The organism is Micromonospora rosaria, from assembly GCF_001567585.1.
Taxonomy (GTDB): Bacteria; Actinomycetota; Actinomycetes; order Mycobacteriales; family Micromonosporaceae; genus Micromonospora; species Micromonospora rosaria.
The window spans coordinates 20037-35686 of sequence record NZ_LRQV01000025.1; the positions used below are offsets into that span (position 1 = coordinate 20037).

The 15650-nt window shown below is 67.5% G+C and carries 7 protein-coding genes; all 7 read left to right on the forward strand.

Going from position 1 to position 15650, the window contains the following annotated elements:
• The first annotated feature begins 36 nt into the window (after positions 1-36).
• The 7 genes from AWW66_RS09905 to AWW66_RS35950 all read left to right on the forward strand — a co-directional run bounded on the left by AWW66_RS09905 (position 37) and on the right by AWW66_RS35950 (position 15629).
• Positions 37-1281, forward strand: a complete 1245-nt coding sequence (locus AWW66_RS09905; RefSeq protein ID WP_245648112.1) for a hypothetical protein — start codon at positions 37-39, stop codon at positions 1279-1281.
• 941 nt (positions 1282-2222) lie between these two features.
• Complete coding sequence (locus tag AWW66_RS09910) at positions 2223-2612, forward strand: hypothetical protein (protein WP_067363111.1); 390 nt, start codon at positions 2223-2225, stop codon at positions 2610-2612.
• A 4-nt stretch (positions 2613-2616) separates the two neighbouring features.
• A complete protein-coding gene (locus tag AWW66_RS09915) occupies positions 2617-3366 on the forward strand; it encodes a hypothetical protein (RefSeq protein WP_067363114.1) in 750 nt (249 codons plus the stop codon).
• A complete protein-coding gene (locus AWW66_RS09920) occupies positions 3366-3680 on the forward strand; it encodes a hypothetical protein (RefSeq protein ID WP_067363117.1) in 315 nt (104 codons plus the stop codon). Before AWW66_RS09915 ends, AWW66_RS09920 begins: the two co-directional genes overlap by 1 nt.
• Before the next feature lie 13 nt (positions 3681-3693).
• Positions 3694-4488 carry a hypothetical protein gene (locus AWW66_RS09925; RefSeq protein WP_067363119.1) on the forward strand — a complete coding sequence of 265 codons (795 nt, stop codon included), beginning with the start codon at positions 3694-3696 and terminating at the stop codon, positions 4486-4488.
• 409 nt (positions 4489-4897) lie between these two features.
• Positions 4898-8893 (forward strand): LamG domain-containing protein, encoded by a 3996-nt coding sequence (locus AWW66_RS09930; RefSeq protein WP_157527324.1) that lies wholly within the window; start codon positions 4898-4900, stop codon positions 8891-8893.
• A 79-nt stretch (positions 8894-8972) separates the two neighbouring features.
• Entirely contained in the window at positions 8973-15629 is a 6657-nt protein-coding gene (locus tag AWW66_RS35950; protein WP_067363125.1) for a polymorphic toxin-type HINT domain-containing protein, read from the forward strand.
• The last annotated feature ends 21 nt before the right edge of the window (positions 15630-15650 follow it).

Consider the following 15650-nt stretch of genomic DNA (forward strand, 5'->3'; position numbering starts at 1 on the left):
TCGCGTGCCGCACAGCTCCCCGTGGATTACGAGGGAATGACCCCTGCACGGCTTGCGGGGCTGCGGCAGGCGCTCGCCGCCTTTCTCGACACGCCGCTCGTCACGGTGGAGGCCTATCCGCTTCCCTCGGAGGTCCACCTTCGAGGTGGAAGGCTCCTTGACGCCGCTTCGCCTCTTGCCGTGGCACTGCGGAACCTGTTGAAGGTGCCGGCGAATGCCTCCATGAGCATGGTCGGCGCCGGAAGGTCAACGGAGACGCTGTACCGCATGGTGGTACCAAGGACGGTGGCGGCGCAGCTCGGCGAGGGCATGGTCCGGTTCATGCCGGCCAAGGCCGGCGTCAACGGAATCTACGGTGACATCCTCGGCAAGACGGGGATCGTGGGGAAGGCGACCTTCGTCCCAATGGTGGCCGACGCGTCACGTTCAAGCACCACCGGGGTGATGAGCGGCACCGCAAGAGCCGCTACCGGCGCCGGTATGGTCACCGCTGCAGCATCCTTCGTTCTCCTTGCCGTCGCCACCGCCGCGAGCCTGTACGCCGAAGAGCAGCGCCGCAAGGCCATGGAAAGAGTCACCGAACTTCTCGAGGAGCTGACCGCCGACAACCTCGACGCGGAACGCGACCGGCTCAATGGCGCCACGACAGCCGTCGAGAGAGCGACCGCGCTCCTGCTGGACAAGGGTGAGGCCGGACATTCCCTGGGGCTGGACGCCGCAGTGCACACCGTCGACACCGCCATCGCCGCCGCCACCCGCAGGGCCGCCACCTGGCGGGCGAAACTCGCAGCGTTCTCGTCCAAGGGTGTGGAGATCGCCGATCTCATCAAGGCGTTCCCCGGGATCGATCAGCCCAACGGCACCTTCCGCATCGAGCTCCGGCTCGCCTCGCTGGCCATCGCCACGAAACGTCGGGTCGCGGTCCTTCAAGCTGTGGAGCACGCCCAGAAGTCTCCAGAGCTCAACTTTCGCCGCTTCACGGCGATGCTGCAGGACGAGCAGCGAAGCGTGGACGAACTCCAGAGTGATCTACGCGCGCTCCTGGTCGATCTGGCGGAACTTCAACTCCGCGCTCCCACCAAGAGCTTCACGAATCGACTGCTGACGCAGGGTGAAGTGAACAGCCTGCTCGCCTGGCCGGGCCGCCTACGGCAACTCGCGAGCGAGGAATCGGTAGCTGCCTCGGAACTGCCCGATGTCGAGATCGGCCTCGTTCAGCGGGCGGATGGGACGGTACTGGTTCTGCCCGCGGAGGCATTGCCACCCGGCCACGCCAACTGAGCAGCCGCCGATGCGGATCGTGGCCGAGGTCCCGACCGGGCCGCACCCCGAAGATTGACTCCATGGCGTGTTCAACGGAGCGGCCCTGGTCATCTCCGACCGGGGGACCGCGCCCGGTGCCTTCGCCACGCAGCTCTACCTCCACCAGGTCCCGCTCCACGGGTTGGGTGTCTCGCCGGCTGTCCCCTCGAACCGGTCGTGAGCTTCATCCCTGGCAGCTTGCCGAACCCAGCGAACCCGATCAGATCGCCGCCTGGCCGGGCCGTATCCTGCTGGCCAACGGAGCCCTCGCCGCCGCCGAACTGGATGGACGCCTCGCAACATGCGCACCGCGACGGCGGAATCGGCGCCGCCGAGTGGGGTGCCGTGTGGTAGCGGGCCGAGCCGAGCAGGGGCATCGCGTGTTGGTGCTGGCGGGCGGGCGTGGAGCAGCATCCGACACAGGCCATCGCCTGTGGGCGTTCCCCGGTCCAGGTCAGCGGAACGCCGTTGAGTGCGAGCGCGTTGGGCAATGCCTCGTCGGGTGCGGGTGGGAGTGCACCGTGGGGTAGTACGTCCGGTGCCTCGACCGAGATCCCGCACCCGAAAGGCCTCGTAGGAGGCCGGCGGATGCTCGACAGCGGGTGGGTGACCTGAACGAGCAGGTCAACGGTCGGCCCCGGGGCAGGCAGAGCGGAGTTCCGGGGCCCCGGTCTAGCCTGGTCTCCACTGCACCGGCAGCACAGGTGGTACGCATTGCGCTTACTGCCGACAACAGTCCTTTTCAGCTGACCCCCCCACCCCACTGTCCCGGACGATGCCCGTTGGTCGACCGATCTGGCAGACTGGCAGAATCACCATGAGTCACTGATCGGTTGCACAGTATTGTCAGGTGGCAGCGTGCAGGCGGGGGAAGATTGAGCGCGACGTCGATCACGGATGGCAACCGTACAAGCCGTACGTTGTTGCTGCTCTTGGCGGCCGGGCCGGTCTTTGAGCTGCCGGTGATGACCTTGCTGGTGAGGTCGTTTGCGGAAGTCGCCGATGATGCGGCTTTCGGACTGACGGGCTCGCAGGCGGTGCTGGTCGCGTCGGTGGTGACGGTGCTCCTGGCGGCGACGGCGCTCTGGAACGAGGCCCGAGTGTCATCCGGCTTTCGGCGAGCAGTCGGCATCGCCTCACTGATCGCGGCGGGCCTCCTGGCCACTCTGGCGGTGGGATTCCTCGTCACCGCTGAGTGGGCTGGCTTGTTCTGGCTGCTAGCCCACTGCATCTTCTCGCTCAGTGGTCTCGGCGGGCTGGCCATACGATCTGCTGCCCGTCTGCCCCTACGCGATCAAGGACGGCGGTAAGCAGATGAGCGACGAGGTGGTAGAGAAGCTACGTCGGCTCCACCAGCAGACCACGGAACTGGCTGCCCTGCTGGCGTCGGTGCAGTCCCAGCCGCCACCCGGTCGGACGGCAGGCACCGATGCGCGCGGAGCAGCCGAGGTGTCCATCGGAGCGGAAGGGCTGCCCATCGCGATCGAGGTGGCACCGGACTGGCAGCGTCGGGTGGAGCCCCGGGATCTTGGATCGGCTGTGCTGTCCGCGTTCGAAGACGCGATAGCCGAGGGGCAGCGGGCATGGGCTGCGGGATTCGACAGTGACGCATGGGCGGCCGAGGCGGATCGGTTCAAGGCTCGCAGTGATCGTCAACACACCGATGAGCCTCTGGCTCCGCTGCCTCAGGTGCCCGTCTACGGGCCGGGACGGGATCACCTCGCGCTGAACGAGGAGATCCTGACGACCTTCCAGGCGGTACGTGCACAGAGCGCCACGCCACCAGAGCCGGCCATGGGCCGCAACCGTGAACGTACTGTCAGCATTGCCCTGTCCACGGACGGTCTGCGGGGCTGCGAGATCGAGCCGGCGTGGGCAGCGACCAGGACAGCCCGTGAGATCAACGCCGAGTTGAGCCAGGCTCTGCATGGGGCACACGCCATCCTCCGGGAGCGGTCAGCCCATCAGCGGCGCGAGGCCGAGAACCTGGAGGGCCTCGCCCAGGAAGCGCTTGCGACATTGGTGCGGTTGGCCGATGCCAGCCCTCGGCCCCAGGAGCGTTGATGAAGTCGCCGAGTCGCGACCAGGTCTCCGTCGCCACCAACACGCTGCGCCAAGAGGCCATCGAGTGGGACGGGCAGAGCGCCGCCGTCGGCCGAATCGGCACGAAGGTCGCCGCCATGAGCCTGAACCGGGTCGAAGCTGGGCTGTTCCAGCTCATCGTGTCCCCGTACAACGACGTCGTCGAGCAGGTCAGCGGGCGCTGCAACGAGGGGAGAGCAGCGTTGGCCGAGGTGGGTCGGACGTTGCGGTTCGTCGCCGACACCTACGACGAGGAAGACCGCAGCAACGCCCACCGACTCAACAACCTCTACTGAACAGGCTGGCCAGGTGGACTTCAATCGGGCGCAGTACGAGGCTCTGATCGCCGACATCCGAGCGGGCCTGGCCGATTTCGACCGGCAGCTCGGCGCGCTCTCGGCCGCGTCGGTCGCTGCCGCTGGCCGCTGGTACATGCCCGCGCACGTCTCCGACGCTGTCCTGACGATGGGCCGGGAAAGCGTCAGCGCCGGCAAGAGAATCAAGGACCTCTACCTCGACCTGTTGCAGGGCGAGCTGGCACCGATCTTCATGTTCGTCGACGCCTGGAACTGGATGGACGTTCGCGGCACCGCCACCGGGGTATCCAGCGCACTCACCGCTCAGCACCTGGTGGTCGACGACTCCGACTGGTCGGGCAAAGCGCGAGACGCCTACGTCGGCAGCGTGGAAGGCCACTCCAAGGCCGCAGCCCAGATCGGATCGATCGCCTCAAGTACTGCCGTCAACCTGTTGACCTGCGCTGCAGCCGGAGCGGCCTTCTACGGGACCCTCGCCGTGGTGCTGGCGAAGCTGATCCTGGCAACCTCCGTCGCCATCGCAGCCCTCGGCTCAGCGGTCTTCTCCTGGGCCGGGGTAGCGCTCATCATCGGCGAAGCCGGCTACAGCACAGCCGTCATCGCTACAGCCATCGCGACTCTGACCGCGTTCCTCTCGGCCCAGGCCACCGCCATGATCCTCCTACGAGGCGAGGCGGTCGACTCGTCGTCGTTCCCCGGCGGCACGTGGCCGCGCGCCAACTCGTCGGCCTTCAGCGACGCCACCGTGACCGACGGCGACGCGGACTGGTCCCTGGCCCAGGAGTAGATCTGCCCTCGGGGCAGGGCAGGGCGCACAGTTCGCGAAGCCGCCGCTGCTGCCAGTCTCGCCGGTCTCGCGGTATGAGTGCCAAACGATCTGGATCTGGATAGTGGGACATACCCTGATCTTGGACTGCTCGGTCTCACTGACGTCATGTGTGACTATGGACATAAACGACATCTGTCCTCTGCGGATCAGGTTCCCCGACGCGATGTCGCAGGTCGGCGGCCTTCCTGAGGTGATCCTGAACGCCAAGATCGATCCGTGACAGGGAGGTAAAAATCGGTCACGGACGGCAATGAGTTTTTGATCGACTCCCTTTTGTGCTGGTCAGGGCCTCAGTAGGGTGTCGGCCAAGATCCGCTTCGAGCTAATCCGCGAAGGTGCCATCTTGCCCTCGGTACGCCCTGCCTGGTTGACGTCCGCCCTCGTCCTTTCGCTGATCACTAGCTCGTTGACCGTCGCCGGGTCACCCGACCGGGCGAGCGCCGGGGAGAGCAACTGTCCCGCCGGTGTGGCGGAAGGCGGTACCGCCACGGCAGGTACCGAACGCCAGGCCCTCGCCCTCGCCGCGGCATGCGACATCGCCGTCGAGGTCCTGGGTGCAGCCTCCGAAACCACGAAGGCCTTCGCCCAGCCCTCCGGTGATCTCGCCTTCGAGTCGTGGCTCGAACCGCAGTGGACCCTCCAGGACGGTGGATGGCGGACCATCGGCACCAACCTCCAGGTGGACGACGACGGTCTCATCCGTCCGGTGGCCTCCACCGCCGACGTCGCCTTCTCACCGGGGGGCTCCGGCCCCTTCGCAACGATGACCGGTGCGGGCGCCGACTTCACGCTCGGCTGGTCGGCACCGCTTCCCACCGGTGTCATCGCTGGCGACACCATCACATACCCCAACGTCTACACCGACGTCGACCTGGTCGTCCGTGCCGACCGGGCGGGCTTCTCGCACCTGCTCGTGGTCAAGAGCGCGGCAGCGGCCAGTAACCCCGCCGTCCGCGCCACGCACTACGTCGTCGGCGGCTCGGCGGAGGTCACCTCCGTCGCGGGCGGGGTGACGATCACCGGGCCGCAGGGACTGCTGGCCGCCGCGCCCCCGGCGACGGCATGGGACTCGAAACCCCCCACCAGCCAATCCGATTCCGAGCGGCAGGGCCCGAACTCACGGCAGGTCGTCCCAGCCGGCTCCACGGTCCACGGACCCGCCGACTCGGCGACCGTCGCACCCGTCAGCGTCGAGGTCGGCGACGGCACCCTGACCGTCGCGGCCGCGCCTGAGGTGTTCGAACAGCCCAGCTTCCCGATCTTCATCGACCCCACCTACGACAAGCGGTGGACGAACTGGGCCCCGGTGAACAGTTCGAGCCCGAACAGCCAGTGGACCTCGGGTACCTCCTATCCCCGAGAGGCGGCGCGGGTCGGCTCGAACTGGGACAACCACTCGGACATCTGGCGGTCGCACTTCTACTTCGACGTCTCGGTCCTTCGCGGCAAGCGCATCACAGGGACCACCAGCGTCGACGCCTACCTGCTGCATACGGGCTGGTGCGCGGGGGAGTCCATCGGTATCTGGCAGACGAACTCCCTGGTCAGTAACACCGCCAGCTGGAACGGCATGAGCGACAAGTGGCTGCACGGCGGCGCCCTGCAGACCAAGGTCGGCCAGGCCAACGGGGGTTGCGGGCAGGCACCGAACTGGATGGCCTTCAACGGCTCGAACATCGGCCACCACGTCCAGCGCCACGCCGACTCGGACTTCACCTCGATCACCTTCGGCCTGCGGATGGCCTCCGAGAACGGCGGTCACTGGGCGCGGTTCGACCCGACCCGGGTGCGGTTGACGGCCACCTACCAGCACAAGCCCGCCTCCCCGGCGGCGATCCGGACCGCCCCGGGCGGTACCTGCAGTACGAGTTCCCCAGGGCCGTGGCTGAACGTCACCACCCCGACCCTCTACGGCAAGGCCAACGACGGCGACGGAACCGTCCGGGTCCAGTTCGACCTGAACGGTCCGACCAGCCCCGCAGACCACACCTCCGCCTGGACGAACTCCGGAGCGGAACGCGGCTGGACCACCCCCAAACTCGCCGAGGGCAACTACACCTGGCGGGTCCGCGGCACCGACGGGGTCGACAACACCGCATGGACGGGCAACTGCCACTTCCGCCTCGACCACACCCCTCCCATTACCCCCGTCGTCGCCCGGACCTCGGCGACACCGGTCGTCGGCCAACCGGTCACCCTGAGCCTCACCTCCTCCGACGCCCGATCCGGCGTGAAGCAGTTCGCCTACGGCATCGGAGTCGACGCCAGGCAAACCTTCGTCGCCTCCACCGGTACGGCCTCCATCACCTTCACGCCCGAAGCCGGGCGGACCGTGGTCTACGTGTGGGCCCAGGACCACGCCGGTAACTACTCGGCCCGTACCGCCTTCAACTTCTTCACCGGCCGAATCACCGAGGTCCAGCCGCGGGCCTCCTGGCGACTCGACGGCGACGGCCTGGACGACTCCGGACAGGACCGGCACCTGACGATCGACGGCGGCGTCGGCTACGGCACCGACCGCAGAGGCCATCCGACCGCAGCCCTGAACCTCGACGGCACGAGCTGCGCGGAGACCACCCCGGTGATCCGCAGCGACGTGGAGTACTCGGTTGCCGGTTGGGTGAAGCTGGCCTCCAAGAGCAACGACGCTGCGGTCATCGCCCAGACCGGCTCGACGGCCCCGGCCTTCGTGCTCGGCTACGCCAAGGACACCGACCAGTGGCGGCTGTCGGTGACCAACGGGGACACCGCCGCTTTCGGCGCCGCCTCCGCAGTAGCCGCCGCACCCGCCGTCGGGGTCTGGCAACACCTCGCCGCCACCGTCGATCCGGTGGCACGAGTGATGCGCCTGTACCTCAACGGAACGTTGGCCGCCGAGAACACCTTCACCTTCACGCCCTGGAACGGGGAATCTCGCCTCCTGCTCGGGTGCGCCGGCAGCGCCACCACGACATGGAACCGGCTTGACGGGTCGCTCGACCAGGTGGGTGTCTGGCAGGGGCTGCTCGGCGACAGCCTGATCGGACGGGCCATGACGGAACTGCCCGCCGGTCTCGTCGGGGACTGGCGAATGCGCGGCAGCGGCACCGAAGCCACCGGTCGTTCCGCCGACGCGGAGGTACCCGAGACCGCCTCCTGGGTCGACGACCAGTACGGCCGCCCGGAGTCGGCCATGCAGCTCGACGGCGACCAGTGCGCCACCGTCACTGGCCCGGTCCTGCGCACCGACGAGTCCTTCACCGTGGCCGCCTGGGTCAAACTCGCCGAAGCCGGCACCACCAACCAAACCGTTCTCGCCCAGGACGGCACCCGGGTCAGCGGCTGGTACCTCGGTACCCGGCACTCGGGCGGCGCGCCCTACTGGGCGATGGCGATGAAGGCCACCGACCAGGAGACCTCCGCCACCGAGTGGACCGGCTCCCCGAACCCCATGACCGCCCAGGTCGGCACCTGGACACACCTGACCGGCGTCTACGACGCCACCGACAACCGAATGAGCCTCTACGTCAACGGCACCCTCGCCTCCACGGCAACCCGGACCGCCGCCCCCTGGCGGGCCGAAGGTGCCCTCACGGTCGGCTGCTCCTGGTACGCCGCCACCCGCGCCGACCACGTCACCGGGGCAATCTCCACCGCGCGGGCCTGGCGCGGTGCCCTCACCGCCACCGAGGTCGCCGACGTCCACGGCGGCAACCCCGGGGTGCGGCTGGCGGGGCTCTGGCCGCTGGACGGCCCCGCCAGCGACACCCCGACCCACCTGACCGACGTCTCCGGCAACGGCCGTGACCTGACCGTCAACGGCACCTACACCTGGTCGCGGGACCGGGGCTTCGGCCGCGACGGAGCCCTCGGCCTGGACCTGACCGGCACCTCCTGCGCCGAGAGTTCCGGCCCGGCGGTAAGCACCGACGCCTCCTTCACCGTCGCCGCCTGGGTGATGCTCGAACAGACCACCGCAGACCACGTCCTGGTGTCCCAGGCGGGACCGGCCCGGGGCGGCTTCTCCCTCAGGTACGCCGCCGCCACCGACCGTTGGCAGTTCGCCCTGCCCTCGACCGGCAGCGGCACCCCGACCTGGCACACCGCCGAGTCCGCACAGGCCCCGGAGCTGGGCAGGTGGACCCACCTCACCGGCGTCTACGACCTGCTCGCCGGGAAGGTCCGTCTCTACGTCGACGGGGTGCTGCACGGCGAGACCGACGGCCCCGCCTCCCCGTGGGCAGCCACCGGGCCGCTGCTGATCGGCTGTGAGGGTGACACCGGCGGGCAACGCTGGTCGCCGCTGGGCGGGGTCGTGGACGACGTCCGCATCTGGACCTCGACCCTCGACCCTGACGGGATCGCCGGCCTGAGCGTCGACTGACCCACCGCAGGGGTGGAACCACCCCCACTCGTCTGCCACCCCGGCCCACCGACCTCCCCCTCCCTGTCAGGAAGGTGTCATGTCGCAGCCCCGCCCGACCCTGTCCGGCCCCCGACGGCTGGTCGCCCTGAGCGCCATCACCGTGTTGGTGGCCTCCACTCTCGCCGTGGTGGAGCAACCCGCCCAGGCGGTCGAGACTCCGCGAGGCGACCGCGCTGTCAAGGCCGACAAGGTCCAGCCGGCCCGGCCGGTCCCCGTCGACCGGACCCCCCTACCCGATGACGGCGGCAGGTGGGCGCCGCCGACCGACACCACCTGGCCGCAGCCCGGCCGGGCAACCCTCACCGCTAGCACGGCCTCGACATCGATGGCACGAACCGTGCCCGGTGGGCTGCCCGTGACGGTCACCCCTGTCGACGGCGCCCGCACCCCCGCCCAGACGCACGTCCAGGTCCTCGACGAGGAGCACTCCCAGCGGCTCGGCGTCAGCGGGCCGGTGATCGTCGTCGACGGCCAACCGGGAACGGTCGAGGCGACCTTCGACTACACCGGGTTCCGGAACCTCTACGGGGCGGGGTGGGGGGATCGGTTGACCCTTCGTCAGTTGCCCCCCTGCGCGGCCACCACCCCCGACCGGTCGGAGTGCCAGCACACCGAGCGGGTCGAGACGACCAACGACCCGGCGGCAGGCACCCTGGCCACCGAGATCACCACCGCCAGCGGTCAGCGAACCGTCTTCGCCATGACCGCCGACGAGTCCTCCGACGAGGGTGACTACAAGGCAACCGACCTCAAGGCATCCGGATCGTGGACCGCCGGAGACAGCTCGGGCGCCTTCACCTACACGAACCCGGTGCGGATCCCCCCGGCAGAGGGCCCCCTGCCGGAGGTGTCCCTGAACTACTCCTCCCAGATCGTCGACGGCCGGATGGCCGGCGCCAACAACCAGGCGTCCTGGGTCGGCGACGGCTGGGAGTACACCCCGGGCCTGATCGAACGCACCTACGTCACCTGCACCGACGACCGGGACGCCGTCAGCGGCGACGACCCGAACAACAAGACCAAGGAGACCGCCGACCACTGCTGGAAGGGCGACTCACCCCACGTCACCCTCTCCCTCAACGGCACCAACACCTCACTGATCAAGGACGACACCACCGGAACCTGGCGGGCGCAGCACGACAGCAACTGGAGAATCGAACTGACCGGCAGCGCCGCGACCCCGAGCGCCGCCACCACCGAACGGTGGACCATCACCACCCCCGACGGCACCCGGTACGACTTCGCCAGCGAGGTCGCCACCGCCAACTCCCGCTGGACGGTCCCCGTCTTCGGCAACCACTCTGGCGAGCCGTGCCATGCCACCGACTTCAAGGACTCCTCCTGTGCTCAGGCGTGGCGGTGGATGCTCGACAAGGCGGTCGACGTCCACGGCAACACGGTCCGGTACTACTACAGCACCGAAACTGGCCACTACGGTGCGGCCGGCGACAAGGACAACCGGGTCTCCTACCAGCGCGGCGGCTACCTGACCCGCATCGAGTACGGGCTGCACTCCGCGCACCCGACCCTGGCCGCCACCGCGAAGGTCCTCTTCACCACCGACGACCGCTGCCTTGCCACCCCGTGCCACGAGGACGGCAAACCCGTCCACGCCAACTGGCCCGACGTGCCCTGGGACAAGAACTGCGCCGCCGCCCCCTGCACCGACAAACTGGCACCAGTCTTCTTCACCACCAAACGCCTCACGAAGATCACCACCCAGGTGCGCGCCGGCTCCAGCACCTTCACCGACGTCGACTCCTGGACCCTCACCCACGAGTTCAAGGCACCGACCGTCGCCGGCTCGGCCTCCCTGTGGCTCAAGCAGATCGTCCGCGCCGGCCACGTCGGCGGCACCGTCACCGACCCCGCCGTGCAGTTCACCGGTGTCGAACTGGCCAACCGCGCAAACGCCCTCGCCGGCGCACCACTGTTCTCCCGCTGGCGGATCCAGACCATCCGCACCGAGTCCGGCGCAGACTTCCACGTCACCTACTCCGAACCCGACTGCGACACCAACGATCTGCCTACCAACGTCGCCTACAACTCCCGGCGCTGCTACCCGGTCTACTGGACCCCCGACGGGTACTTTGAACCCAAGCGCGACTGGTTCCACAAGTACGTGGTCACCGAGATCTCCGAGATCGACCGGACCGCCGACCAGCCCGCCACGACCACCCGCTACGAGTACAACACTTCTGGCAGCGGCACCAACGTCCTCTGGGCCTACGACGACAACGAGTTCACCAAGAAGAAGCACCGCACCTACGGGCAGTGGCGCGGCTACTCCCAGGTCACCACCCGGGTCGGCGACCCCAGCAGCGGCACCCCCCTCACCACCCGCCAACGCTTCTACCGCGGCCTCGACGACCAGCCACTGCCCAACGGCACCCGGCGCAGCGTCCAGGCCAGCGACTCCGACGGCAATTCGTACCCCGACCATCCCGCGCTGGCCGGTAATCCACTGGAGCAGGCCACCCTCGACGACACGACCATCATCGAGTCGTCCAGCACCCAGTACTGGACACGGCAGACCGCCAGCCGCACCCACGACGCCGGCACCGACCGGGCCTACCTCACCGGCCCCACCCTGGAGAAGACCCGCAAGCGTCTGGCCCCCGGAACCTGGGCACGCACCGAGACCGCCACCACCTACAACACCGACGGGCTACCCGTCAGCGTCTCGGAGACGGGCGACACCGCCCAGACCGGTGACGAGACCTGCACCCGCACCACCTACGCCACGAACGACACCGCCTGGATCCGGGCGGCCGTCACCCGGGTCGAGACCGTCGCCAAGGCGTGTGCGGTGTCCCCGTCCCGCCCCGCCGACGTCGTCTCCGACACCCGGACCTACCACGACGGCTCGAACACCCACGGCGCCACCCCGTCCAAGGGGCTAGTGACGAGGGAGGACATCCTCGACACCTGGGACGGCGGGCCCGTCTACACCACCACCGCCCGTAGCAGCTACGACGCCCTGGGCCGGGTCACCAGCGAAACCGACGCCCGAGGACAGGTCACCACCACGGCCTACACCCCCGCAGGGCCGGGACCGGTCACCCAGACCCTCACCACCAACCCCCTCGGCCACCAGATCACCACCCACCAACAACCCGCCTGGGCCGAACCCGTCACCGTCGTCGACGCCAACAACAAACGCACCGAACTCACCCACGACGCCCTCGGGCGACTGACGAGGGTGTGGCTGCCCGGCCGGTCGAAGGCCACCCAGACCCCCAACCTCGAATTCGGCTACCTGGTCCGCAACGACGGACCCCTGGCCGTCACCGCAAAGCGGCTGGGCCCCAACGGCACCTACCTCACCGAGATCGGCCTCTTCGACTCGCTCTACCGCCCAGTGCAGACCCAGGAGGACGCCCTCGGCGGCAACCGCCTGGTGACCTCGACCGGCTACGACCACCGGGGACTCACCCAATACGAGGCCGGACCCACCCAGACCACCGGGCCACCCGCCACCACCCTCCTGCAGGCCAACCCCGGCGCGGACCGCATCCGCACCGTCTTCGACCACGACACCGTCGGCCGCGTCACCCGCGAAGCCAGCTGGTCGGGCAACAACCAACTCTGGGCGACCACCACCAGCTACGGCGGCAACACCACCGGCTGGCAGGTCGCGGTGACCCCACCACAGGGTGACACCGCCACGGCCACCATCAGCGACGTCCACGGCCGCACCACCGAACTACGGCAGTACCAGGCCGGCACCCCGAGCGGCACCTACGACACGACCAGCTACACCTACACCCCCCGCGGTGACCTCGCCACCGTGACAGGCCCGACAGGGAAGGTCTGGACCTACGAGTACGACCTTCGCGGTCGGGAGGTGCGCACCGACGACCCCGACAAGGGCATCACCACCCTCACCTACGACAACGCCGACGACGTCACCAGCTCCACCAACGCACTCGGCCACGTCGTCGCCACCGAGTACGACCTCCTCGGCCGGCAGAAAAAGCGCCTGGTCAACGGCCAGACCACCGCCGAGTGGACCTACGACACCATCGCCAAGGGCCACCTCACCAAGCAGACATCGATCGTCGACGGCCACCAGTTCACCCGCGAGATCTTCGCCTACAACAACGCCTACCAGATCGCCGACGAAGAATCGGTGATCCCCGCCATGCCAGGCCTGGCCGCGGCAGCCGGCACCTACGTCTCCACCTACACCTACCGGATCGACGGCTCACCCGAGCGGATGAGCGTGCCGAAGGTCGGCGCACTCGAACGCGAAATCATCGGCTACACCTACGACGACCTCGGCAACGTCACCCGGGTGGGCGGTACCTCCTACCCCTCGGGGACCAACACCGTCTACGTCGACGCCGCCACCTACTCACCCTACGGCGAGCTGCTGCAACGCCGCCTCGGCCCGAGCAGCAACCCGCAGGCCTACCAGACCTACGTCTACGACGACGCCACCCGCCGGTTGACCGAGTTCTACTTCGACCGGGACGCCTCCGTCACCAACGTCGCCGCGCTCTCCTACCGGTACGACCCCGCCGGCAACGTCCTGTCGATGGCCAACCAGCCGCAGGACAACGACGACCAGGTACGCCCCGGCGACAGCGACGTCCAGTGTTTCCAGTACGACTACCTCCGCCGGCTCACCCAAGCTTGGACCCAGGCCGTCGACACCTGTGCCCCCGCACCGAACGCCAGCACCGTGGGAGGGGTTTCCCCTTACTGGAAGTCGTACGCCTTCGACAAGGCCGGGTCCCGCACCTCGGTGACCGACCACCAGGCCGGCACCACCGCCGCCTATGGGTACGCCCAGGCGGGCGCCGACCAGCCTCACGCGGTCCGCACGGTGACCACCGGCAGCCGGGTCGACCACTACGACTGGGACGCCACCGGGAATCTCACCTACCGCCGGGTCGACGGGGTCGCCGAGACATTAGACTGGAGCGAGCAGGGAAACCTTTCACAGATCACTGGTCCGCAAGGCGTGACCCGGATGGTTTACGACGCCGACGGGAACCGGATAGCTCGGATTGACCCCGGCAGTCAGGCGACTGTTTTCGTTTCCGGGCAAGAACTGAAAATAGTCGGTTCGGACACTGTTGGGACTCGCTACTACGAGCACTCCGGCGATATCATCGCCTCCCGATCAACCTCCACTGCCGCCAGTGGCAATGATGTCATTTGGCTCGCCTCGGATCAGCACGATTCTGCGATGTGGGCGCTCAACTCGGTAACCAGGGTCGAAACCGTAAAGTACGCCGATCCGTATGGTAATCAGCGGATGCAAGGGGTCAGTAGTCTCTGGCCATCGGGGGAGCGCGGGTTCGTAGGCGGCATTGCCGACCCGACGGGAATGTCGTTGCTGGGTGCCCGCTTTTATGACGCCACTCTGGGTTCGTTCATTTCGGTGGATCCCCAGACCGATGAGTATGATCCGCAGCGGCTAAACCCTTTCGCTTATGCCAACAGTAATCCGATTACCTTCGCTGACCCGGACGGTCTCTTCTGGGGTAGCGTGAAGAATGCGGCGAGTAAAGTAGGGAAGGCTGTTTCGGGCGCCGCTGTATCGGCAGCGAAGGCCGTAGTAAACAATGCTGGGGCAATATCGGCGGTCGCCGGTGCCGTCGCGATGGTTTCGGCTGTTCTCCCGCCCCCGGCTCAAGTAGTGGCCGCCGCTGCGGGAGCAGTGGCGGCGGTAGCGGGAGCTATCGACACCATCAAGACCTGTGCGGGCGGGAGCGGAGCGGCCTGCGCCATGGGCGTGGCATCTATGGTGCCTGGAGTTCGTCAAGCGAAGACCGCTGCCCGGGGTGTAGGGGCGGTCAAGCAGGTAAGCAAGGCCAAAAAGAGATCACCAGGCTGTAACAGCTTCCTGCCCGGAACACTCGTGCTGCTCGCGGATGGCAGTTACAAAGAGATTGAATCCATTGAGTTGGATGACGTTGTTATCGCGGCCAATCCCGAAACCGGCGAAGAGGGGGCCCGGCCGGTAACTGCCGTTATCAAGGGGGATGGGTCGAAGAGGCTCATCGACGTCGTCATTGACTCAGATGGTGACGGTGCCCGTGACGGAGTCGTAACTGCCACAGATGAGCATCCGTTCTGGATCGCCAATCAGAAGCGATGGTTGGGGGCTGCTCATCTGAAGTCGGGTGACGAGTTGCAAGGCCTCGATGGCGCTCGCGCAACCGTGATTGAGATCGTCGCCTACGATGCCATTGCTGCCGTCCACAACCTGACCGTCGACGACATCCATACCTACTACGTTCGTGTCGGCAACTTTGATGTCTTGGTCCATAACACAGGTGGCTCCGATGATATCTGTGAGGTTGGCAGTTACGTTCCCTACGGCGAGGACGAACTAAGTGCTGCGATCAAAGCTCGACGCCTCCTCGATAAGGCCAGGGGGAGGAGTGGAAACTACGCGGCAGTCCTTCTTGAAGACGGTAGAATCCTGACAGGGCGTTCAGGGAAGCGGGTCCATGCCGAGGATGATGTGCTGAAGCAGGCGGGTAGTCGGCGCGTGAAGGCGCTTTATACGGAGCGAGCCCCTTGTGCTAACAAATGTCAGGCGAAAGTCAGGGGAATTCCCAAGGTTACCTGGAGTTTTCCATGGAACCACAGTAATAGAGCCAAGCAGGCGTCGATTCGCGCCAAATCCAATGAGGCGCTCAAGCTGAAGATCAGTTTGATTCTTGGTAGGATCTAGGTAAGGCTGATCAGCGGTTGG

What these genes read in the sequence shown, in the direction of transcription:
- AWW66_RS09905 (WP_245648112.1), top strand. Translation starts at nt 37, where the DNA reads ATGACCCCTGCACGGCTTGCGGGGCTGCGGCAGGCGCTCGCCGCCTTT.
- AWW66_RS09915 (WP_067363114.1), top strand. Translation starts at nt 2,617, where the DNA reads ATGAGCGACGAGGTGGTAGAGAAGCTACGTCGGCTCCACCAGCAGACC.
- AWW66_RS09920 (WP_067363117.1), top strand. Translation starts at nt 3,366, where the DNA reads ATGAAGTCGCCGAGTCGCGACCAGGTCTCCGTCGCCACCAACACGCTG.
- AWW66_RS35950 (WP_067363125.1), top strand. Translation starts at nt 8,973, where the DNA reads ATGTCGCAGCCCCGCCCGACCCTGTCCGGCCCCCGACGGCTGGTCGCC.